This is a genomic window from Gluconobacter sp. (assembly GCF_047722525.1).
GTDB lineage: Bacteria > Pseudomonadota > Alphaproteobacteria > Acetobacterales > Acetobacteraceae > Gluconobacter.
In genome coordinates, this window is the sequence record NZ_JBDNYY010000010.1 from 58323 (window position 1) to 80141 (window position 21819).

Annotated in this window: 26 protein-coding genes; 16 read left to right on the plus strand and 10 right to left on the minus strand. The window is 60.9% G+C overall.

The genetic code is table 11. The annotated features are described in order from the left end of the window. Positions 1–13 precede the first annotated feature (13 nt). From ABF859_RS10785 to ABF859_RS10800, 4 genes are all read right to left on the minus strand, one after another. Positions 14–703, minus strand: a complete 690-nt coding sequence (locus ABF859_RS10785) for a TetR family transcriptional regulator (protein WP_415527781.1) — start codon at positions 701–703, stop codon at positions 14–16. Between the two features lie 80 nt (positions 704–783). Continuing rightward, positions 784–1605, minus strand: a complete 822-nt coding sequence (gene proC, locus ABF859_RS10790) for a pyrroline-5-carboxylate reductase (protein ID WP_415527782.1) — start codon at positions 1603–1605, stop codon at positions 784–786. 2 nt (positions 1606–1607) lie between these two features. Continuing rightward, positions 1608–2114 carry a YbjN domain-containing protein gene (locus tag ABF859_RS10795; RefSeq protein WP_415527783.1) on the minus strand — a complete coding sequence of 169 codons (507 nt, stop codon included), beginning with the start codon at positions 2112–2114 and terminating at the stop codon, positions 1608–1610. 177 nt (positions 2115–2291) lie between these two features. Further along, positions 2292–2582 carry an accessory factor UbiK family protein gene (locus ABF859_RS10800; protein WP_011252692.1) on the minus strand — a complete coding sequence of 97 codons (291 nt, stop codon included), beginning with the start codon at positions 2580–2582 and terminating at the stop codon, positions 2292–2294. 81 nt (positions 2583–2663) lie between these two features. Here ABF859_RS10800 and rfaD point away from each other — a divergent pair, with 81 nt between their 5' ends. Genes rfaD through pgeF form a run of 3 tightly spaced genes read left to right on the plus strand, consistent with a single transcriptional unit; the run spans position 2664 to position 5249 of the window. After that, positions 2664–3644 (plus strand): ADP-glyceromanno-heptose 6-epimerase, encoded by a 981-nt coding sequence (gene rfaD / locus ABF859_RS10805; RefSeq protein WP_415527784.1) that lies wholly within the window; start codon positions 2664–2666, stop codon positions 3642–3644. 26 nt (positions 3645–3670) lie between these two features. Next, entirely contained in the window at positions 3671–4477 is an 807-nt protein-coding gene (lgt, locus tag ABF859_RS10810; protein ID WP_415527805.1) for a prolipoprotein diacylglyceryl transferase, read from the plus strand. Further along, the gene (pgeF, locus tag ABF859_RS10815) at positions 4470–5249 is read left to right on the plus strand and encodes a peptidoglycan editing factor PgeF (protein WP_415527785.1); all 780 of its coding nucleotides are present in this window, start codon (positions 4470–4472) and stop codon (positions 5247–5249) included. Before lgt ends, pgeF begins: the two co-directional genes overlap by 8 nt. Here pgeF and ABF859_RS10820 read toward each other — a convergent pair. Together ABF859_RS10820 and ABF859_RS10825 are read right to left on the minus strand one after the other, a co-directional pair. Then, positions 5207–6397: an acyltransferase family protein gene (locus ABF859_RS10820; protein ID WP_415527786.1), complete on the minus strand. Its 1191-nt coding sequence runs from the start codon at positions 6395–6397 to the stop codon at positions 5207–5209. The genes pgeF and ABF859_RS10820 overlap by 43 nt on opposite strands. Positions 6398–6528: 131 nt before the next feature. Beyond that, positions 6529–8634 carry a catalase gene (locus ABF859_RS10825; RefSeq protein WP_415527787.1) on the minus strand — a complete coding sequence of 702 codons (2106 nt, stop codon included), beginning with the start codon at positions 8632–8634 and terminating at the stop codon, positions 6529–6531. A gap of 212 nt (positions 8635–8846) precedes the next feature. Here ABF859_RS10825 and ABF859_RS10830 point away from each other — a divergent pair, with 212 nt between their 5' ends. Beyond that, positions 8847–9722: an SDR family oxidoreductase gene (locus tag ABF859_RS10830; RefSeq protein ID WP_415527788.1), complete on the plus strand. Its 876-nt coding sequence runs from the start codon at positions 8847–8849 to the stop codon at positions 9720–9722. Positions 9723–9738: 16 nt separating this feature from the next. On the opposite strand, the gene ABF859_RS10835 is transcribed toward ABF859_RS10830, so the two are convergent. Next, the gene (locus tag ABF859_RS10835; protein ID WP_415527789.1) at positions 9739–11070 is read right to left on the minus strand and encodes an MFS transporter; all 1332 of its coding nucleotides are present in this window, start codon (positions 11068–11070) and stop codon (positions 9739–9741) included. 185 nt (positions 11071–11255) lie between these two features. Here ABF859_RS10835 and ABF859_RS10840 point away from each other — a divergent pair, with 185 nt between their 5' ends. After that, positions 11256–11915 carry a 50S ribosomal protein L25/general stress protein Ctc gene (locus tag ABF859_RS10840; protein WP_415527790.1) on the plus strand — a complete coding sequence of 220 codons (660 nt, stop codon included), beginning with the start codon at positions 11256–11258 and terminating at the stop codon, positions 11913–11915. 3 nt (positions 11916–11918) lie between these two features. Then, complete coding sequence (pth, locus tag ABF859_RS10845; RefSeq protein ID WP_415527791.1) at positions 11919–12488, plus strand: aminoacyl-tRNA hydrolase; 570 nt, start codon at positions 11919–11921, stop codon at positions 12486–12488. On the opposite strand, the gene ABF859_RS10850 is transcribed toward pth, so the two are convergent. After that, positions 12457–13254 (minus strand): CPBP family intramembrane glutamic endopeptidase, encoded by a 798-nt coding sequence (locus ABF859_RS10850; protein ID WP_415527792.1) that lies wholly within the window; start codon positions 13252–13254, stop codon positions 12457–12459. The genes pth and ABF859_RS10850 overlap by 32 nt on opposite strands. A gap of 64 nt (positions 13255–13318) precedes the next feature. Here ABF859_RS10850 and ABF859_RS10855 point away from each other — a divergent pair, with 64 nt between their 5' ends. From ABF859_RS10855 to ABF859_RS10885, 7 genes are all read left to right on the plus strand, one after another. Continuing rightward, complete coding sequence (locus tag ABF859_RS10855; RefSeq protein WP_415527793.1) at positions 13319–13795, plus strand: hypothetical protein; 477 nt, start codon at positions 13319–13321, stop codon at positions 13793–13795. Next, the gene (locus ABF859_RS10860) at positions 13792–14088 is read left to right on the plus strand and encodes a transcriptional regulator (protein WP_415527794.1); all 297 of its coding nucleotides are present in this window, start codon (positions 13792–13794) and stop codon (positions 14086–14088) included. Before ABF859_RS10855 ends, ABF859_RS10860 begins: the two co-directional genes overlap by 4 nt. 124 nt (positions 14089–14212) lie before the next feature. Beyond that, entirely contained in the window at positions 14213–15307 is a 1095-nt protein-coding gene (ychF, locus tag ABF859_RS10865; protein WP_415527795.1) for a redox-regulated ATPase YchF, read from the plus strand. Then, positions 15300–16556, plus strand: a complete 1257-nt coding sequence (locus ABF859_RS10870; RefSeq protein WP_415527796.1) for a glutamate-5-semialdehyde dehydrogenase — start codon at positions 15300–15302, stop codon at positions 16554–16556. The genes ychF and ABF859_RS10870 overlap by 8 nt, the downstream gene beginning before the upstream one ends. Positions 16557–16588: 32 nt before the next feature. After that, positions 16589–17176, plus strand: a complete 588-nt coding sequence (locus ABF859_RS10875; RefSeq protein WP_415527806.1) for a nicotinate-nucleotide adenylyltransferase — start codon at positions 16589–16591, stop codon at positions 17174–17176. 98 nt (positions 17177–17274) lie between these two features. Beyond that, positions 17275–17727, plus strand: a complete 453-nt coding sequence (rsfS, locus tag ABF859_RS10880) for a ribosome silencing factor (protein WP_415527807.1) — start codon at positions 17275–17277, stop codon at positions 17725–17727. Then, complete coding sequence (locus ABF859_RS10885; protein WP_415527797.1) at positions 17728–18186, plus strand: 23S rRNA (pseudouridine(1915)-N(3))-methyltransferase RlmH; 459 nt, start codon at positions 17728–17730, stop codon at positions 18184–18186. It abuts the gene before it with no gap. A gap of 18 nt (positions 18187–18204) precedes the next feature. Here the strand turns inward: ABF859_RS10885 and ABF859_RS10890 are convergent, their stop codons facing one another. Further along, positions 18205–18921 (minus strand): CHAP domain-containing protein, encoded by a 717-nt coding sequence (locus ABF859_RS10890; protein WP_415527798.1) that lies wholly within the window; start codon positions 18919–18921, stop codon positions 18205–18207. Positions 18922–19093: 172 nt separating this feature from the next. Then, the gene (locus ABF859_RS10895; protein ID WP_415527799.1) at positions 19094–19444 is read right to left on the minus strand and encodes a RidA family protein; all 351 of its coding nucleotides are present in this window, start codon (positions 19442–19444) and stop codon (positions 19094–19096) included. Positions 19445–19597: 153 nt separating this feature from the next. Here ABF859_RS10895 and ABF859_RS10900 point away from each other — a divergent pair, with 153 nt between their 5' ends. From ABF859_RS10900 to ABF859_RS10910, 3 genes are read left to right on the plus strand one after another with little or no spacing between them, the layout of a single operon-like run. Beyond that, on the plus strand, positions 19598–20248 hold the full coding sequence (locus ABF859_RS10900) for an MBL fold metallo-hydrolase (protein WP_415527800.1): 651 nt from the start codon (positions 19598–19600) through the stop codon (positions 20246–20248). A 16-nt stretch (positions 20249–20264) separates the two neighbouring features. Then, the gene (locus tag ABF859_RS10905; protein WP_415527801.1) at positions 20265–20741 is read left to right on the plus strand and encodes a DUF192 domain-containing protein; all 477 of its coding nucleotides are present in this window, start codon (positions 20265–20267) and stop codon (positions 20739–20741) included. Between the two features lie 7 nt (positions 20742–20748). Next, entirely contained in the window at positions 20749–21717 is a 969-nt protein-coding gene (locus ABF859_RS10910; RefSeq protein WP_415527802.1) for an SDR family NAD(P)-dependent oxidoreductase, read from the plus strand. The last annotated feature ends 102 nt before the right edge of the window (positions 21718–21819 follow it).

Genomic DNA, 21819 nt, shown 5'->3' on the forward strand with positions numbered 1-21819 from the left:
GTAAAGTCCGAAGTCAGGATTCCAGTTCGAGATCGTGATCGGGCAGGCCGGTACTGCTCAGGGCCTCGTCCATTTTGCGTCGGGCTGAAGGTTTGAGAATCCCGTAGCGCTCGGCGCGGTCCAGTGCGGCATCGAGGGCTGCCATGGTGGCGGCCAGATCGGGGCTTTCGTCCTTTTCCCAGGCCCGCATGGCATGAGCCCAGACAGCGGCCAGGGCATTGATGCGCATCATGCCGCCAAAACCCGTGCAGTCGATTCCCGCAGCTTCGGCCAGCCATTTCATGGAATCAAGCGTTGTGCCGGCCAGAAAAGCCGCCAGAGCCGGATCGTAGGGAACGGCCTGCAGGACCGCACGCACGCCTTCACGATATTCCTGAAAGATATCGAAGCGGCGCATGATCAGGTCGAAGAGATACTCGCGCAGCGTGCCACCGTTTCCATCGTCCCGCAGGGCGCTGGCATCGGCCAGACGCCCCAGCTGGAGCAGGAGAAGCGCCTTGACAGGATAACGCTTGCGCACGGTTTCGATGGGGAGGTCGGCCTCGCGGGCGGCATCCACGAGGGAAAAGCGGTGCCATCCCTCGTTCCCGGCGAGTGACAGGGCAGACTGGAGGAGGGCGGCGTCGAAAGCTTCCTGCGCCATATCCGGTGGACCGCTCAGTGCCATGTCCTCGGATTCAAAGGGGTCCTGCCGTCCGTCCATACGGGTCTCCTGTCGAAAGCTACTGGTTTATGGTGGGAGCATTGACGTTCGCCGACAAGCTCTCTCCCATAAAGAAACCGTCAGCCTGCGAGTTCGTCGGCCCGTTTTGTAGCAGCGTCAATAGCTTTTGGAACAGTCTCGGGCCAGGCGTCCGGGTTCATGAGGACGGCCAAGGCCGCGGCTGTGGTGCCGTTGGGGCTTGTGACGGCCTTGCGAAGGTCTTCCGCGCTGTCAGGCAGGTCATCGAGCATGCGGCCGGCACCATAGATCGTGCCCCGTGCCAGACGGCGTGCGATGGCAGGGGACAGGCCGTGCTGCTGGCCGGCTTTCTCGAGAAGTTCGGCCAGAAGGAAAACATAGGCGGGACCGGAGCCGGAAATGGCCGTGACCACGGACAAATCAGCTTCCTTCTCGACAGGAACGACGTCCCCGACGGCAAACAGCAGATCGTGACAGATGGTTTTCTGTTCCGCCGTTGCGGCTTCGGAGGCATAGAGACCGCTGATCCCGGCGCCGATCGCGGAAGGCGTATTGGGCATGGCGCGGAGGACGGGAATGGTCGCACCGCTCTGTCGGGCGGCGTCTGCCAGGGCATTGCAGGTTCGCCCGGCCATGACAGAAAGAATGGCGGCCCTGTTCATGCGGGCGCCCAGGGCCTTGCCGATCGCATCGATTACGATCTCGGCCGCGGCCGGCTTGACGGCCAGAACGATGATGTCAGGCTGGAAATCAGCGGGGATTTCGGCAGCCGTCCGGACGACGCTAACGGCGCCGCCCGAGCAGGTTCGGTGTCGGTCGAGAACGACGAGCCGGGGCGGTGTGGGGGAGGCGAGCCAGCCGTCGAGCAGCGCGCCTCCCATCTTGCCGCACCCTGCGAGAAGGATCGAAGGGACGGATGTCACGGTCAGGCGTCTCCTGCGCAGTCGAGCATGGCGGCGTCTATGGCATCCTGAGGGGATTTCCCGCCCCAGAGTGCAAACTGGAACGCCGGATAGAAGCGTTCGCATTCAGACATGGCGATGTCCACGAGGTCTTCCATGCTCTCGCCGGGAAGGGTCTGTACGCCACGCAGCAGCAGCGTATGTCGGTAGGAAGGGGTGCCTGTGTCGGGATCGACGGCGAAATGGCCGATCCAGAGGCGGTTATTGGCCAGGGACACGAGTTCGTGGACGTCCGGACGGCGCTTGGCGGGCGAGCGCAGGTCCAGAATGCAGTTCAGGTGCAGGGCCGAGAGTTCGTCGGACCATGTGAAATAAAGCGAATAATCGCACCACTGTCCGGGGGCCTGTGCAGCCATTTCGGACGGGCCGAGACGTTCGAACTCCCATTCGTAGAGGCCCATGACCTGTTCCATCAGGTCGAGCGGATGGGATTCTGTTTCCGTGGTGAGTGAGGTGCTCAGGGCAGGCATGGCGGGTCTCCCAAGGCCGTGGAGCCTGGCACCGGCCTGGCGCCGGTGCGGCGCTCCAGATGTCTGCGGCCGGAAGTGGAAAATCCGCTCCCGGCACTGATCACGTTATGGACCCTTTGCCCTATGTGCAAGCGTTACGCTTTGCAAAAGCCACACCGGGCCTTTGACTGTTGCAGATCAGCCTTGCGGACCGCCCTTTTCTTCGGTGGCGAGTTCTTCGACAGCCGAGAGACGCGATTCGATTTCGGCCAGACGCTGTTCGGTGGCGTCCTGTGCCATGCGCGCACGGGTGGCCATTTCCTGCACGGCGTCGAATTCGTCACGACGCACGAGATCAAGGCTGTTGAGGATTTCGTCCACGCGTGTGCGGACGATGGCGTGAAGCTCTTCGCGGGCGCCGGTCACGGCGGAAAAGGCGTTACCGGCAAGGCCTGCGAGGTCGTCGAAAAAGCGGGGTCTGTCAGCCATGATGAGGTTCCTGCTGTTCTGCGGCGTGTCATGTCGGGCGCGTCGCTTGGATCGTTATCGGGGGCAGACTATACAGGAAGGATGATTATCGTCACCGGCGGGGCCGGATTCATTGGTTCGTGCCTTCATGCCGCCCTGCGTCGCCGGGGCGTGCGGACGGTTGTGGTTGACCGGCTCAGGGACGGGGTGAAGTGGTGCAATCTGGCGTCCCATGCGCCGGATCGCATCATCACGCCTGACGCGCTTGAGGGTTTCCTTGCGTCGGAGCCGGATGTCGAAGCCGTGTTCCATATGGGGGCGGTCAGCGCCACCACGGCCCGGGATGGCGATCTGGTCTGGTCGAGCAACGTGGACCTGTCACAGACGCTGTGGCGCTGGTGTGCGGCGCGGGGCGTTCGGATGATCTACGCCTCCTCGGCTGCGACCTATGGGGCGGCCGACCGTCCGGAGATGTTCCGTGACGGGCTGGAGAACATCGATGGGTTGCGGCCGCTGAACCTGTATGGCTGGTCCAAGCAGGCGTTTGATCTATGGGTGAAGCGTGAAATCGAGTCTGGTGCGCCTGTGCCGCCGCAATGGGTCGGGCTCAAGTTCTTCAACGTCTATGGACCGAACGAATACCACAAGGGATCGATGATCTCCGTGGTGAAGGTCAAGTATGACGAGGTCGTGCAGGGCCACGCGGCAAAGCTGTTCTGCTCGGATGTGCCCGGCCTGGCCGATGGGCAGCAGAGACGGGATTTCATCTGGGTCGGGGACGTGGTGAATGTCATGCTGTGGCTGTTCGACCACCCGGAGGTCAGCGGTCTGTTCAACTGCGGAACAGGCGTGGCACGGAGCTATCTTGATCTGGCACACGCGGTCTGCGATGCGGCGAAGCGGGCGCGGGACGTCGAGTTCGTCAATATGCCCCAGAAACTGCGTGGGCAGTACCAGTCCTTTACCTGCGCGGATATGAGCCGCCTGCGCGCTGCGGGATATGATGCGTCGTTTACGTCTCTTGAAGACGGAATCGGACAGTATGTGCGCGATTATCTGTCCCGGCCCCACCCCAATCTCTGAGAGCCGATTCCTTGAGCCATCCCCTGATCTTTCCGGATTTTGACCCGGTTGCCTTCCATGTCGGTCCGCTGGCGGTCCGCTGGTATGCGCTTGCCTACATGGTGTCGTTCATCATCGCTCTGCCGATTGCGCGGCGGCTGAACCGATTGGCGCCCGAAGTGGCGACGAACGAGCAGGTGGATGACTTCCTCTTCTACGCCATCCTTGGTGTGCTGCTGGGGGGACGGCTGGGCTATGTGCTGTTCTACCGGCCGATGGATTACCTGTCGCACCCGCTGGAGATCTTCAAGACATGGGATGGCGGGATGTCGTTCCATGGCGGCGCGCTGGGCGTCATTCTGGCACTGGCGTATTTCAGCTGGAAAAGCCGTCTCAGCTTTCTGGCGTTTGCAGACCGGATCGTGCCGGTTGTGCCGATCGGGCTTGGTCTGGGACGTTGTGCGAATTTCGTGAACGGTGAACTGTGGGGGCGTCCGGCGTCTCCGGATCTGCCCTGGGCGATGGTTTTCCCGACGGGGGGGCCGATTCCGCGTCATCCGTCCGAGCTTTACGAAGCCCTGACCGAGGGCGTGCTTCTGCTGTGCGTCATGCTGTTTGCGGCCAGCCGTCCGGCAGCGCGTGAGCGGTTTGGGTTCCTCTCGGGGCTGTTCCTGTTCGGCTATGCCTGTGCCCGGAGTTTCTGCGAGTTCTTCCGTCAGCCGGATGCCAATATTGGCTTCCTGTCCGGCGGCACGACGATGGGGCAGTTGCTGTGCATTCCGATGGCGCTCGCGGGGATGGGGCTGATGGTTTACGCGATGCGCCGCCCGGCTCAGGTGTCGGCGCATGTCTGAGTCCGTACTGACGGGATCGGTTCTCAAAGTACCGCACGGATTCTTCACGCGGCTCGGGGGCGTTTCGCCTGCTCCATATGACAGCCTGAACTGTTCGCTGTCCTCGCAGGACGATCCGGCGAATGTGGCGGAGAACCGGGCTCGGGTGGCGCGGGCGATCGGGGTGGTGCCGGATCATCTTCTGGGTCTGAAACAGACGCATAGTGACATCACCGTGTCTGTGACGGCTGAAACGCCACTCTGGGTGGCTGGGACCGGGCAGGCAGGTGATGCATTGGTGACGGACCGTCCGGAGATCGGTGTGGGTGTCATTACGGCGGATTGTGGGCCTGTACTGCTGTCGTCCGAAGATGGTCGGATTGTCGGTGCGGCCCATGCGGGCTGGCGCGGAGCTGTGGGCGGAATTCTGGAATCCGTGGTCACGCAGATGGTCGCGCTGGGGGCTACAGGAATCAGTGCCGTTGTCGGGCCGTGCATTGCGCCGACGAGCTATGAGGTTGGGCCGGACATGCGGGATGCCGTTCTGGCTTACGGGGCCGAGGGAGAGCTTTTCTTCCACTCAGCACCACGCGACGGACATTTCCTGTTCGATCTGCCGGGCTATTGCGGCTTTCGTCTGGAACAGGCCGGCGTCCGGACCGTGCAGATCCTCGGCGTCGATACGCTGACGGACCCCCGGTTCTTCAGCCATCGCCGCCGCACACTCGCAGGTGGCGGTCATATCGGGCATCAGATCTCGGCAATCCGCCCGCTGGCCTCCCCGCTGGGCTGAGGACGGCGAAGGCCGGATTTTTCGAGCAGCCACCGATCGGCGGGGCGTGAGATAAAGCGGTCCACAAGGACGCCAAGGCAGAAAGACAGGCCGAGGGTCGGGATGAACCAGACCCAGCCGAGCGTCCAGTTTCCTCCGGTGGCCCTGAACAGATGGACCATCGGCATGACGACGAACATGTGGCTGAGATAGATTTCATAGCTCAGCCGCCCCCAGTGACGGGGCCATGCCAGAAACCGGCTTGCGGTGGCTTTTCCCCACCCGTTGTAAAAAGCGAGGAGCAGCGCCGCGCAGGAGGCTGTGAGGAACAGAAACGCGCCATAGCCAAGAGTTGCCCACAGAACAGGCGTGTCTATCAGCGAGAAGCCCACCCCAAAGGCTCCGATCCAGCCGAGCCAGGGCGTGAGTTTTGCGTAGAGGGCTGGTGTCAGCCGGTGCGCCAGCAGGGCTGCACAGACGCCCATGGCAATGGCCGACATGCCCGGCCCATAGGCTTCGTCCTGCCAGATCTCCGATGCGTTCCGGATCTGCCATTCCGCGAAAGGAATGGAGAGGGCGAGCAGCGCAAAGACGAGAGCGAGCAGTCTGGAGCCGATCACTTTCGGGATGCGCCCGCTCAGAAAGCAGAGGATCGGGAAGGCCACATAAAACAGCTCTTCGACCGAAAGGGACCACAGCACATCCCAGTTGGCGGGAAGATAATTCGTCCAGGCTTCGTACAGGTTCAGATGCATGAACAATGCTGCGAAGAGGGCGCCGGGCAGCGTCTGGTTGTCGTGGTGGAACAGGAAATCAGGCACGCCTGCGAGGTTGAGAACCGCGAGAATACCGAGCAGCACCAGCAGACACGGCAGGATGCGGCAGGCCCGGCGCGCTGAGAACGCGAAGATGTTGATGCCGCCCAGACTGCCCCAGCGGCGCAGTGTGTGATCAGTGATCAGGAAGCCTGAAATGACGAAGAAGATCTTCACGCCCGTCGGGCCATCCCACGTCAGGGCTTTCAACAGGCGAGCGGGGAAGACGGTGGAAAGGCCGGTGTGCATCAGGGGGATGCGCAGGGCGAGGTGATGGATGACGACGAGAATGATCGACAGCCCTCTGAGCAGGTCGATTCCCGGATTGCGTTGCGCGCCTGTCGTTGTCTGCACCCTGTAAATCCCATCCTGCAAAAGCGGAACGCTTCTGTAATGGAAATCAGGCATCATTCCGTTCGGAATGCGGCGCGGGTGAGGGCAGGTCTGAAAAAGGGCCGGAAGAGTATCTCCGGCCCTTTTTCGTCTCAGACAGCGTGGGTTCTGGCTTCCCGGTCCCAGAAGCGCAGGCTGCGGCATGTCGTGATGAAGTTCTGCAAGTCGGCGGGATCTTTAAGGGCGACGATGCCCTCATCCATGTCTTCCGGCATGATGCCCCCCTTCGCGAGTAGGGGTTTGGCGTCCGGGCCATAGCCGATGAACTTCGCATGGGCGAAAGCGTCTGCCACGAAGTCCCGCGCGGTGGCCTCGCCCGTCAGGAGCTTCGCCCCGGCTGCGGACGGCAGCAGAACGACCGCATCGTACAGGACCGAAGGTGCGCCAACGATCTTCTGACCCGCCGGAACAAGCTTGCCGTCTGTCGTTTTCACGCCGCCAACCGCCGGGGCGACCAGTTCGACGATCGTGCCTTCCGCTTCTGCGGCCTTCATCAGGGCAGCAAGCAGGTCCGCATCCGTACCATCGGTGACGAGTACGCCCAGCTTGCGTCCCTTGAACGTCTTGGGACCGTTCTTGAGGATGCTGAGCGGGTTCGAAGCAGGCAGATCCGTCAGCGGCGTGCGGGCGGCCGGGGCAGGTGTTGGCATCTTTTCCAGACGCAGACCTTCAGCCACAGCTTTGGCGAGCTTCTCATCGACGTTCAGCAGATGGGCGACGACGCGGGCACGGATGGCCGGTGTAAGGCACTTGCTGAGCTCGAAGACGAAGGCATTCTTGATATGTGTCTGCTCGGTCGGGGTCTGGCTCGTGTAGAACTGGCGGGCCTGACTGTAGTGATCGGCAAACAGTTCGCCCCGTTCACGGGTCTTTCGGCCGTTTACTTCCTCGGCATAGGGCTTGTAGCCCGTCTGCGGGTTTTCACGCGGTCCCATACCCCAGGAGTTAGGCTCATAGTTTGCACGCCCTTTCGGGTTGTGCATGGCCATGTGACCATCCTGCTGGAAGTTGTGGAACGGGCATTTTGGCGCGTTTATGGGGATATGCGTGAAGTTCGGACCGCCGAGGCGTTTGGTCTGGGTATCCAGATACGAGAAGTTCCGACCCTGTAGAAGGGGATCGTTGGTGAAGGCGATACCGGGCACGACATTCTGGGTGCAGAAAGCGACCTGCTCGGTCTCGGCGAAGAAATTGTCCACCGTGCGGTTCAGCACCAAGCGGCCAATGCGACGGACGGGGATGAGTTCTTCCGGGATCAGCTTGGTCGCGTCCAGAATGTCGAAGTCGAACTTGTCAGCAAACTCATCGTCAAAAAGCTGCACGCCCAGTTCCCATTCCGGGAAATCGCCGGAATTGATGGACTCCCACAGATCACGGCGATGGAAGTCCGGATCGGCGCCGTTGATCTTGACCGCTTCGTTCCACACGACGGACTGCAAACCCTGCTTGGGCTTCCAGTGGAACTTCACATAGGTGGATTTGCCCTCGGCATTGACGAGGCGGAAGGTGTGGACGCCAAAGCCTTCCATGAAGCGGAAAGAGCGCGGGATGGCGCGGTCAGACATGATCCACATGAGCATGTGGACGGTCTCGGGGGAGAGGGATGCGAAGTCCCAGAAATTGTCATGGGCGGACTGGGCCTGCGGGAAGCCGCTGTCGGGTTCTTCCTTCACGGCATGGACCATGTCCGGGAACTTGATGGCGTCCTGAATGAAGAAGACGGGCATGTTGTTGCCAACAAGGTCCCAGTTTCCCTCTTCCGTGTAGAGCTTCACGGCAAAACCGCGCACGTCACGGGCCAGATCGAACGAGCCACGGCCACCGGCAACGGTCGAAAAGCGCACGAAAGCCGGGACGCGCTTGCCGATTTTCCCCAGAACGCTGGCGGTCGTGTAATCAGCGAGGGAATCCGTTAGTTCGAAGAAGCCATGCGCGCCATAGCCCCGGGCATGGACCACGCGTTCGGGAATACGCTCGTGATCGAAATGGAAGATCTTCTCGCGGAAATGGAAATCTTCCAGAAGCGCCGGGCCGCGGGCACCGGCTTTCTCGGTGTTCTGGTCGTCCGAGACGGGAACGCCCTGCTGGGTGGTCAGCGTCGGGGTGTCACCGGACGCAACCTGATGGGTGGTGCCCTGGGGGCCACGCTCGAAAGTTTGATCGCCGATGGTGACGGTCGTGCGTTTGTCCGTGCTCATGAAATGCGCCTCTGCCTGTCGGCCCGGAAGTACGGGGCTTTAGGAAGTCTGGATGAGGAAGTTGCCTCTCCCACAGGAAAGGCCGTGCTCCTAACAAAGCGCTGTCAGGGGCAAGTGTTCCTGAAATAAATCCGGGAAATTTTCTGAACCCCTCAGGAAGACGGGCCGTTAGGGCAGGGACTCATGTCCCATGACGACACCGGAGTGTTTCCATGCCTGCTGATCCGCGCACCTGCTATCCGCGCCCGCCTTTCAAAGGCCAGACGCAGAAATTTCCTGGCCTTTCGGAAAAGATGATCCCGAAGCCCGATTACGGCGAAAAAACCTATAAAGGCTCCGGAAAGCTGGCGGGTCTGGCGGCGCTGATTACCGGCGGTGATTCCGGGATCGGGCGGGCGGCGGCACTGGCATTTGCCCGGGAAGGGGCAGATGTCGCGATCTCCTATCTGGAACCGGAAACGGATGATGCGCGCGAGATCGCAGCGCAGGTCGAGGCCGAAGGTCGGTCCTGTCTACTGCTGCCGGGCGACATCCGTGAGGCGGCGCATTGCCGGGAGATGATTCGCAAGACTGTCGAAGCATTCGGCAAGCTGGATATTCTGGTGAACAACGCGGCCTTTCAGAAAGCGCGGGCGAAGCTGGAAGAGATCTCCGATGAGGAATGGAAGCGCCATTTCGCTACGAACACGGATGCGCTGTTTCATCTGACGAAGGCCGCCCTGCCACATCTTCAGGCCGGGGCCTCCATCATCAATACGTCCTCGGTCAATCTCAAGACGGCTCCGGAACTGCTGGTGCCGTATTCCATGACGAAGGCGGCGATCGCGAATTTCACGTCCAGCATGGCGCAGCAGCTCGCGGGGCGTGGGATCCGGGTCAATGCGGTGATGCCGGGTCCGATCTGGACGCCGTTCATTGCGACGGGGATGCCTGAAGAAGAGCAGGAACATCTGGGATCGGATGTGCCGCTGGGTCGTCCGGGACAGCCGGCCGAACTGGCAGGAGCCTATGTCTATTTCGCCGATCCGATGAACAGTTACACCACGGGCGCGCTTCTGGCGGTCAATGGTGGGGTGCCGATGATCTGAAGCGGGTCTTTCGACTTCAGATCTGCGCGAACGCCTGCTCGTCATCGAGTGGGCGTTTTTCCGTTCTGGGGCCGAAGAGGAGCGTGATGGTGGCGCCCGACAGCAGGATCAGGGTCGTGAGACCGAAAACGCCGGGGAAACCTGCGAGCGGGTAAAGCCAGCCGATCAGGACGGGGGAGGCGATGGCCCCCAGCCGAGCAATAGCGGAGGCGAGCCCCATGCCGCGCGCGCGCAGGGATGTCGGGAAAAGTTCGGGTGTGTAGGCGTAGATGCCGCCATAGGTGCCATTCATGAAGAAGGACAGCAGGATGCCGAAAAGCAGGACTTCCGTGGGCGTCTGGCTCGCGGCCATGCCGATGGCGCTAAGGGCTCCGGCGATCATGAAAAGGGCGACTGTCCCCCGCCGTCCCAGGCGTTCGGTAAGAAGGGCGGCGGAGGCATAGCCGGGAAGCTGGGCGAAATAGATCGAGATAGCATAGCCGAAGCTGCGGGTGACGGTCATGCCGCGCTCGATCATCAGGGTCGGGATCCAGGTGAAGAACGCGTAAAAGCTGAAGGTAATGGCCAGCCACATGGCCCAGCTCATGAAGGTGGAGCGGCGCAGGTTCGGGGCGAAGAGATCCCGGACCGGACGGAAAGCCGGGGCTCCCCGGTTGGTCGTGGTGGTGAGGCCGACGGCGAGGCCCGCGCTTTCCTCGATATCGCCGACGATACCACAGGCTTCGGTCGTGCGTCCGCGTTCGTCCAGCCAGCGGGGGGATTCGGGCAGGGCGCGACGCCACCACAGCAGCATCAGGACCGGAAAGCCCGTGAGGGCCAGCGCCCATCGCCACCCATCCGCAAGGGCCGGGACGAGCATGAAGCCCATGATGGCGGCGGTGACATAGCCGAAGGAATAAAATCCCGTGAGGGCGGCGGTGAACGCGCCCCGATAGCGGGCGGCGACGAATTCGCTGAGATAGGGCGCGATGATGGTGGCTTCCGCCCCGGCGCCAATTCCGGACAGCAGGCGGCAGAAGAAGAATCCCGTAAAAGACGCTGATCCGGCCGAGAGCAGGGAGCCGATGGCATAGATGGCCAGTGCGCTCATCATGACCCGGCGGCGGCCGGAGCGGTCGCCCCACCAGCCGGACAGCAGGGCGCCCAGTCCGTAGCCGAGATAGGTGGCGCTGCCGAGCAGCCCCAGTTCCGGGCCGCTCAGGTGCCACTGGCTTTTCAGCATCGGGAGCGCGAAGGCCACGATGGCGGAATCGAGGCCGTCGAACGTATAGCCGAGGCCGCCGAGGAAAAGCAGTTTCCAGTGAAAGCGGGTAAAGGGCAGGCGTTCGATGCGGGCGGCGATGCTCATCGGGTGGGGGTTCTGCCGGAAACTGTGGAAATGGAACGCAAGCGTAGCGGTCCGCAGATGGGCTGGTCCAGAGGGGGTGAGTCCGAAAATGGTTGTGCCGGTGGCGGTTTTCCGCTACTCCGCGCCTCGCACAGGCACCCCTGGAGGTCTGTGTTGAACGAAATTCAATACGCAGGAGCGTAACAGTGGCTAATTTGACGACACTTGCTGTCTCGACGCGCGCGAAGGCTGGTAAGGGGGCAGCGCGCGCAACGAGACGTGAGGGCCTCGTGCCGGCCGTGATCTACGGTGGCAAGCAGGAACCCTCCATCATCGCACTTGATCCGCGCGTGATCATGAAGGAACTGCATCGCGGTGGCTGGTCCTCCCGCGTGTATAACCTGGCTGCCGAAGGTGCAGAGCCGGTTGCTGCCCTGATCCGTGACGTGCAGCTGCACCCGGTTTCCGACGCCCCGATCCATGTGGACTTCCAGCGCGTTGCTGCTGGCACGAAGGTTCACGTTGAAGTCTCGATCTCCTTCACGGGTGAAGAGAAGTCCCCGGGCATCAAGCGCGGTGGCGTTCTGAACGTCGTCCGTCACTACATCGACGTGCAGGCTGATCCGGCCAACATTCCGGAGCACTTCACGGCAGATCTGAGCGGCCTGGACATCCACGACAACGTGCGCTGGACGGACCTCAAGGGCACCGAGGGTGTTGTTCTGGGAAGCGGCCAGGCTGCTGACATGGTCATCGCCTCCATCGCTGCACCGACGATCGATGCCGAAATGGAAGCCGAAGCTGCTGCCAAGGCTGCTGCTGAAGCCGAAGCCGCTGCTGCAAAGCCCGGCGCAAAGAAGAAGTAATCGATGAGGCTCTGGACCGGTCTCGGCAATCCCGAGCCGGGGATGAGCCGTCATCGACACAATATCGGCTTCATGGCGGTCGACGAGATCGCCAGGCGCCACGGTTTCTCACCGTGGCGCAAGCGTTTCCGGGGGGAGACCTCCGAAGGCGTCATCGGGGGGCAGAAGATCCTGCTCCTCAAGCCCATGACGTATATGAACCTTTCAGGCGACAGCGTTCAGCAGGCCGCGCAGTTCTTCAGGATCGCGCAGGACGACATCACGGCATTTCACGACGAACTCGACCTTGCTTTCGGCAAGCTGCGTATCAAGCGTGGCGGTGGCGCGGCCGGGCATAATGGTCTGCGCTCCATGGACAAGTGCCTGCCGAGCCCGGATTACTGGCGTGTGCGGATGGGGATCGGTCATCCGGGGCACAAAGACCGTGTGACCGGCCACGTTCTTGGTAATTTCGCCAAGGCGGAAGAGCCGGAACTGGAGCGCTGGCTTGAGGCCATCGCTGATGCGGCGCCCCTGCTGGCGAAGAAAGAGCACGAAGCCTTCATGACGAAGGTTGCCCTGCTGGCTGCCTGAGAGCCTTCCGGTTGAAATGGCCGGTCAGGGCCGGTCGGATGAACAGGGCGACGACATCCATCAGGGCATGAAATCCCATCAGCCAGATCAGTGGTGTCCCCTGAACTGCGCGGATCATGAAGATCAGGCCGATGGCCGTTGTAGCCAGAACGCCTTTGAATCCCTGATACCAGTGCATTCCCCCGAATAGCAGCGTGGAGAGCACGGCGCCGGCGATTAGATTCCCGGTGAGCTGGCTTGTCAGCAGGGGAAGGGCCAGCCGGAAAAACAGTTCCTCGCCCAGACCCGCGTTCAGGCACAGCAGAAAGGCCAGTCCGGCTTCAGGCAGGGTGCGGGGGATCAGGGCGGCGAAGTCGCCGAGAGAGCCGAGGGGCGCCGGCCGCTTCAGCTTTCGGAGCAGGATGAAAAATCCTGCGATGATCAGAATTCCGCAGCCAAATCCGATGAAAAAGGCAGGCGACATTTCGGGCGAGGGTGCGCTTGCTTTCGCCGTCGGGGCCGACAGGCGCAACCGGGACAGAGCCGTCCAGCGCAGAGGCTCGGGCAGGAGCCAGAGGGTCATGAGCCCTCCCAGATCGAAGAGCAGAATGCTCTGAAGCAGCCATTTCAGGTAAAGGCGCCGCCGTTCATGGGTCTGGGTGGCATGCCGGAAGATCTTCCAGTCCTGTGCTCCCCTGCGCGTGTGGAGGATGCAGGTTACCAGCAGGATCGCAAGCCAGAGACAGGGCAGGATTCTGGCTATCGGAGCGTCATGCAGGATTGTCATGGTTCTGTTCTCTTTCCATAATGGAAAGTCAGATCATCATTTTCCATTATGGAAAGTCAATACCGTGCAGCAGGATGGATTCGGGAATGTGGACGTGAGCAGCCGTGAGGAAGCGCGTGTACAGTTGGACGCCTTGGGAGCTTTCAGGGAAAAGCTGGGGGATGAGCTTGTCTGCCCCTGGTGGAATGCCCCCGTCAGGGGCGGTCTACTGGCGCTGCTGACTTTTGCCATGAGCCTGGAGTCACCATTTATTTTCTTGGTGGAAGGGCTGTGTATCGCGTTGATGGGCATTTTCTATGCACTCGCACGACGGCGGATGGGATATTTCGTTAATGGTTACCGGCGGGGCCGGACGCGGAAGATTGCGCTCGGCATGCTGCTGGCGGTCTATGCGATGATGGCGCTGTCGGGGACTGGCGTGCGGGTGTTGCATCTGGCGTGGCTGCCCTGGATGGCGACGCTGGGCAGTTTTACAATCGGCTATGGCGCGGCCCTGCTCTGGCAGAGGGGCTGGCAGGCTGATATGACAGCGCGGCTGTGACTGCTGTTCCCCAATTTGACCCCGTCATTCATCCTCCTGCACGTTTGCAGCTTGTTGCGGCCCTGTCGGAAGTGAACGACATGGAGTTCGGGCGGGCGCGGGATCTTCTGGGGGTGAGTGACTCGGTTCTGTCCAAGCATCTCGCCCAGATGCAGGAGGCGGGCTATGTGCGGTTGCGCAAGGCGCCACTGGGTGGGCGGCAGCGGACCTGGCTGGTCCTGACGGCGCAGGGTCGTGCCGCTTTGAAGGCGCATGTCCGGGCTTTGCAGGATCTGGCGGGAATCGTGGGCTGAAAAGCCTGTTTTGCAAGGGGAGGTGGTTGTGAGCCTCTCCGGTTTCTGCGAACACAGGGCAACGAATTTTTCTGGAATGGACTGTTCCGGCTTCGGCGGTCCGTAATGATGATGGAGAGCACGAATGGGTTTCAATTGCGGCATCGTCGGTCTGCCCAATGTCGGCAAGTCCACGCTGTTCAATGCCCTGACGGAAACGGCGGCGGCACAGGCTGCGAATTACCCGTTCTGCACCATCGAGCCGAATACGGGCCGTGTGGCTGTGCCGGACCCCCGACTGGATGAACTAGCGCGGATCGGTAAGTCCATCCGCAAGGTGCCGACGAGCCTTGAGTTCGTGGATATTGCGGGTCTGGTCCGGGGCGCGTCCAAGGGCGAAGGTCTCGGGAACCAGTTCCTCGCCAATATCCGTGAAGTCGATGCCATCGTGCACGTCCTGCGCTGCTTCGAGGATGACGACATCACCCATGTCGAAGGTGGCGTCGATCCGGTCCGGGATGCGGATATCATCGAAACGGAACTGATGCTGGCGGATCTGGAAAGCCTTGAAAAGCGCCAGATCGGCCTTCAGAAGCGCGCCCGGGGTAACGACCGCGAGGCCCAGGCGCAGCTTGAGCTTCTGGAGCCGCTGCTGGCGGCGCTGCGTGAGGGCAAGCCCGCACGGACCGCCGTTGCGAAGGGGCAGGAAGTGGAAGCGTCCCGCCTTCAGCTCCTGACAACGAAGCCGGTTCTGTATGTCTGCAACGTCGAGGAAGCCTCGGCCGCGACCGGAAATGCGTTTTCGGAAGCCGTGCGCAAGCGCGCCGAAGCCGAGGGTGCGGGTGTGGTCGTGGTGTCGGCTGCCATTGAGGCTGAAGTCAGCCAGTTGCCGCAGGAAGACCGGACGGAGTTTCTTGAAGGTCTGGGCCTGACGGATAGCGGACTGGATCGTGTGATTGCGGCTGGCTACAAGCTGCTGGGTCTGCGCACGTATTTCACGGTTGGTCCGAAGGAATCCCGCGCCTGGACGATCACGGCTGGCACGAAGGCCCCTCAGGCCGCTGCTGTCATTCACAACGACTTCGAACGTGGCTTCATCGCCTGCGAAACCGTGGCGTTCGACGACTACGTGGCCTGCAATGGCGAGGCTGGAGCCAAAGAAGTCGGCAAGCTGCGGATCGAAGGCAAGGAATATGTGGTGCAGGATGGCGACGTCCTGCTGTTCCGGTTCAATGTCTGAGGCAGGGCACATTCTGGACGGTCTGGCGGAGCGTGCTCGCCGGGCCAGCCGGAGTCTGGCGCGGGCGAGTACGGAGACTCGCAATCATGCCCTCTCCGAAGCTGCGAAAGCGCTTAGGGCCCGGTCGGACGAGATCGTGGCCGCCAACCAGCAGGATCTGGCCGCGCTGTCGCAAGACCGGAATGCTGCCTTCCGGGACCGTCTGATGCTCACGCCGGAGCGGGTCGAGGCCATGGCGCGCGGTCTGGAAGACGTGTCGCGCCTGCCGGATCCGGTCGGGCGTGTTCTGGCGGAATGGGACCGGCCGAACGGACTGCATTTCCGCCGGGTGGCGACGCCGCTTGGCGTGATCGGCATGATCTACGAAAGCCGTCCGAATGTTGGGGCAGATGCCGCCGCACTGTGCATCAAGTCCGGCAATGCGGTGATTTTGCGCGGTGGCGGGGAAAGCCTGCATTCGGCGCGCGCAATTCAGGCGGCGATGGAAGACGGATTGCGGGCCGCCGGGCTGGATGCGGCCTGTGTGCAGATCCTGCCGTCTGCGGATCGTGCGCTGGTCGGGGCCATGTTGCAGGCTGCGGGGAAGATTGACCTGATCATTCCACGTGGCGGAAAATCCCTTGTGGAGCGGGTGCAGCGCGAGGCGCGTGTGCCGGTTCTGGCGCATGCGGACGGGCTGAATCATACCTATATTCATGAAAGTGCTGATCCGGCCATGGCCCGGACGGTGCTGCTCGATGCGAAGATGCGTCGGACGGGGGTCTGCGGTGCGACGGAAACGCTGCTGATTGATGCTGCGATTGCACCGACGCTATTGCCATTGCTGGTGCAGGATCTGGCGGCAAAGGGTTGCACGTTCCGGGCTGATGCGCGCGCACGCGCAATCATATCCACGCTTGCAGCGGCTTCGGCGGATGATTTCGATACCGAGTGGCTGGATTCGGTCCTTTCCATTGCTGTAGTGGACGGGGTTGAAGATGCTCTGGATCATATTGCCCGGCACGGAAGCGCGCATACCGAGGCCATTATCGCAGAAGATCCTGAAGCGGCGACTGTGTTCCTGAACGGGACGGACAGTGCGGTTGTGATGTGGAACGCCTCCACGCAGTTCTGTGACGGTGGGGAGTTCGGGTTCGGGGCGGAGATCGGCATTGCGACAGGACGGATGCATGCCCGCGGTCCGGTGGGGCTCGAGCAACTGACATGTTATCGGTACGAAGTGATCGGCACCGGGCAGGTGCGGGGCTGACCAGCATCCCGACGTCCGGTGACGGGCGAAAAATGCGGATCGGTCTGCTGGGGGGGTCTTTCAACCCCGCTCATGCCGGTCATCTGATGGTGGCGCGGCGTGCCCTGCGGGCGCTGCGGCTGGATCAGGTCTGGCTTATGGTGTCGCCCGGCAATCCGCTTAAGCCCGGCAAGGGCATGGCGCCGTTCAGGAGGCGTCTTGCCTCTGCGGAGCGGATTGCGGATGGTCGGCGAATCGTTGCGACCGACATCGAATCGCGGCTGGGGCAGCGCTTCACCGTAAAAACCGTGGCATTGCTGAAGCAGCGTTTTCCGAATGTCAGTTTCGTATGGCTGATGGGTGCGGACGGGCTGGCGCAACTGGCGCGCTGGAAGCGCTGGCGCAGGCTTGTTGCTATGGTTCCCATAGCGGTCGTTCCGCGTCCGGGGAGTGTTTCACCTGCGTTGCGGGGGGCTGCGGCCTCCGTTTTGCGGCATCAGAGACGGCCTTCGCGGGAATCTCCCGTGCTTGCGGAGCGAAAAGGCAACGCATGGACGTTCCTTTCTGCGCCGCAGAACGATATATCGGCTACAGCGTTGCGTGAGTCCGGCCAGTTCCGTCCGGAGTCCGATCAGGAGTAAAAACCATCACCAAGACGACCTCTCCCGAATCGCAGGCCAAAAAGCCTGTGCGCCGGAAAACCAGCTCCCCCGATGCGGCACTGGCCGAGGCTGCCAAGGTGCCGGGAACGGCTCGTAAAAAGGCGGCTGTTGCCGGACCGAAGAAAACGGCCGTCAAGCGCGAAGCCGTGCAGCCGGATCTTCTGACCAGCATGCTGACGGTCATCACCACGAGTCTGGATGAAGACAAGGGTGAAGACATCGTCGTGCTGGACCTGGTCGGCCGCGCGAATTTCGCTGATCGCATGGTCATTGCGACAGGTCTTGCCGACCGCCAGATCTCTGCAATGGCGCATCACATCGAAAAGAAGCTCAATGAGATCGGCATCAAGCGCATCCTGATCGAAGGCGCGAATGGCAGCGACTGGGTTCTGATCGATGCCGGCGATGTTGTCGTTCATCTCTTCAAGCCGGAAAGCCGTGAGCTTTATGGTCTGGAGCGGATGTGGGGCACCGATCTCGATGGCAGCGAAAACGAAGTCGCGGTCGGACAGGACGAAGAGCAGGACTGAATGAAACTGGTCGCAATCGGCCGGCTCAAAGCTGGTCCGGAGCGCGAACTGTTCGAACGTTATGCGGGCCGGATCAGGCCCGCTTTGACGGTGACGGAACTCGCGCCGTCAAAAGGCAGCATCCAGGAGCAGAAGCGCAAGGATGCGGCTGCTCTGCTGGGGGCCTGTCCTGACAATGCCCTGATCGTGGCGCTGGATGAAGGTGGCAAAACGCCGGACAGTCTGCGTCTGGCGGAGATGCTCTCCCGCTGGCAGGAATCCGGACGTCCCATTCATTTTCTGATTGGTGGTGCGGAAGGGCTGGATTCAACCGTGATCCAGCGGGCCGACTCCGTTATTTCCTTGGGGAAGCTGACCTGGCCGCATATGCTGGTCCGGGTCCTGATTGCCGAACAGCTTTTCCGGGCTCAGGCCATCAATACCGGCCATCCCTATCATCGGGAATCGCGGCCGGACTGAAACCGGCCCTCAGTCAGATCAGCGAATCGAACGGTTGGGTGCGTCCGACGTGAAAGCATCGTCCGGCGCTTCCGCCACTTCGGTGCTGCTCATCGGATGGCTCAGGGGATTCGAGCCACTCAGGACCGCGCGGTGATGAAAGCTCGAGACGTTCGAAGCGCGTGCCAGCACAACCTGCGGCGCGGGGGTACGATCGCCGTTGTCGGAATGCGGATAGATGAAGCCGTATGTCGGATAGATGCTGCCCAGTCGGCCGCTGCGATCATTGAGGGCGACGCGGACGGCGCTCCAGTCGTTATTGGGCGAGACGTCAACGACACGCACGTTATGTGCGATGCCGTTGGAGGCCCAGTGCGACTGGTCGATATAGATCGTACGGCTGTCTTCCACCGAGCGGACAACGGCGACGTGGCCAAGCGGCATGCGGCGGATGGCCCGGAAGTTCAGGACCGAGCCTGCCTGCGGTGCCGAGCCACGGGCGTAAACGCCGGCAGCATTGTACCACCAGTCACGCGCATTACCGTGCAGAACAACTTCCGAGGCAGCCTTTGCATAGGCGACGCACTGGATGACATGCGCATAGGAATGGTGACGGGTGCTGGAACGATGGCTGTGGAAAACAGCCCGTCCATGATGGATGGTACTGTGACGGGCCTGAGCCTGTCCTGAAAAGAACGCGACAGCGGAGAGCGCCAGAGCAGAGAGAAAGGTTTTCCGGCAACTTTTATGCTTCACGATCTTTAGGATCCTGACTGGTTGTGTGTTGTTCGGGTTACAGGGAGGTAACAACCTTCCTGCAACCCTGACAAGAGCAGAATGCAGGCCTATGTGTTAAATTTTCATTTCCAGAGAAAATCTTTTTGACACCACACTTTGCTGCAATCTCGCCATAATTGTCCGATTCAGATCACTTCGTGGTCGTGAGCATGATTTCCACGAGAATTTTCGGATCTGCCATGACCGCCTGAACGCAGGCGCGGGCAGGGGCCATGTTTTCCGGAAGCCAGGCGGACCAGATCGTGTTGAGAGCGGTACGGTCTGCGATATCCTTCAGCCAGATCTGGGCCTGCAGGATGCGCGTCTTGTCGGTACCGTGTTCTTCAAGGATCTGGTCGAGCTGGTCGAGAACGCTTCTGGTCTGTTCTTCGATTCCCTGCGAAAGATCTACTGCCACGACACCCTGGGTGAAGATGAAGCCGTGATATTCGACAGCCTTGGAGAGAATGGCGTTGGGTTCTGTGCGGATGATGCGGCTCATGGTGACACCTTGTCTGAAGATGGAAAGGTGAAGAGTGACCGTCCTGCGAGGGTGGGTCAATGATCCGGAGGGCATCACTCCCGTGTTTGACTTGTCGCACAGGGGCTGACCCTGTATCGCCACATCAGAACGGACCGTCTGGAAGGGGGAGCCATGACTCCTTTGTATGCGAAGCGGGTGCCGGTAACGCCCCTGCGGCAGAACTGCACCATTCTCTCGAATGATGAGAGCCGTGTCGTTGTGGTCGATCCGGGAGGAGATGTTGAGGATATTCTCCAGCATCTGGACGGAATGACCGTTGAAGCCATTCTCCTGACACATGGCCATCTGGATCACGCGGGTGGAGCCGCTTCCCTGAAAAGGGCTCTGGACAGGCGCCAAGGTCAGGCTGTCCCCGTTCTGGGCCCTGATCGGCGCGATGATTTTCTGTTGCAGAGCATCACGAAGCAGGCTGCCGCTTTCGGAATAACGGGCATGGAAAACGTCACTCCCGACCGCTTCGTGGAAGACGGCGAGGTGCTGCATCTGCTGGGGCAGGATCTGCATGTGGCACATGTGCCCGGACATACTCCTGGCCATGTGGTGTTTGTGGATCGTGACAACCGGCGTGTTCTGACTGGCGATACACTGTTCCGGGGAACCGTTGGGCGGACGGATTTCGCTTATGGCGATTCACGGGCGCTTGTTGATGGCATTCGAAAGCATCTTCTGACCCTGCCTGATGAAACCGTGGTGTTGTGCGGGCACGGAATGCCGACGACCATCGGGGAAGAACGCCGGACCAATCCTTTCCTGATTTCCTGAATCTGAAAGTCATATCATGCGATTTTTTTGCTGTGCGCTGGTAGCGGCGCTGGGACTGAGTGCTGGTTTTGCGAAGGCGGAGGAGCCGATTACGCAGGCGCAGGTCCATTTGCCAACCGCGCCTCTGACCATCACGACGCGCGATGGCCAGAAGCATGAGTTTAAGGTGGAACTGGCCAAGACCTACCGCCAGCAGGAAGTGGGAGAAATGTTCCGCAAGCATCTGCCTGAAAATGAGGGGATGCTGTTCATGTGGGCCACGCCTCAGGTGTCGGATATGTGGATGCGCAATACGCTTGTGCCGCTGGACATCGTTTTCATTGATTCAACGAACCACATCCATGCCATTGCGGAAAATGCCGTCCCTCTGAGTGAGGCGATCCTGCGCAGTGATGGAGTGGTCGCCAATACACTTGAACTGGCAGGTGGGGTTACAGCGAAGCTGGGGATCCGTGTAGGAGATGTTGTGACCAGTTCCGCTCTGAAGCACTGATGCTCCTGTGAAAATTCTGGTTACCGGAGTTGCCGGATTTATCGGGTTTCATGTCGCGGAAGCTCTTCTGAAACAGGGTATGGAGGTTGTCGGGATCGACACCCTCAATGATTATTATGATCCTTCCCTGAAGGCGGCGCGATTAACGCGGCTTGAGCCTTATCCGAGATTCAGATTTCTGAACGTGGATGTGACCGACCCTCAGGCCCTGCAGGATCTGGTCGAATTGCATTCCGATCTGGAGGGCGTGATCCATCTCGCCGCCCAGGCTGGGGTGCGGCATTCGCTCGTCGATCCCTATTCTTATGTAACGTCAAACGTCATGGGGCAGGTCGCGCTTCTGGAAGCATGCCGACATCTGAAAAAACTGACGCATGTCGTCTATGCATCCTCCTCGTCAGTCTATGGACGTAATCAGACTGTCCCTTTCCGGGAAACGGATCGGGTTGAACGCCCTGGCTCCGTTTATGCGGTGACCAAGAGAGCGGCCGAACTCACCTCTGAGTCCTATGCGTATCTGTATGGCATCCCGCAAACCGGTCTGCGGTTCTTCACTGTGTATGGCCCGTGGGGACGACCCGACATGGCCTATTACGGTTTTGCCAGAGCGATTTCAGAGGGGCGTCCGGTAACCCTTTACGAAGGCAAAGGCCTTTCCCGCGACTTCACCTATATTGATGACATCGTCAGGGGCGTGCTGAAGGTTCTCGGCAAGCCGCCAGAATCAGGAATGTCCCGGATATTCAATCTTGGGGGGGATAAGCCCGAAAGGGTAACCCGGATGATCGCCTTGCTGGAGCAGGATCTTGGAAAGAGAGTTCTTGTAGAACGCCAGCCCCGACCCGTGGCGGATATGGAATCGACATGGGCTTCTCTGGAAAAAGTGAAGGAATTCTGCGGCTGGATGCCGGAAGTCTCCTTTGAAGAGGGTATGAAAGAGTTCTGCCTGTGGTTCAGAAAATACCACGGGGTCTGATTTTTTCATAGAAATGCAATTTTCCTGTTGACCCCTCCCTGAGGTCCCCGTATAAGCCCGTTCACCGACGCAGCGGGGCTCACTTCTAGGGCTTCCGGGGCG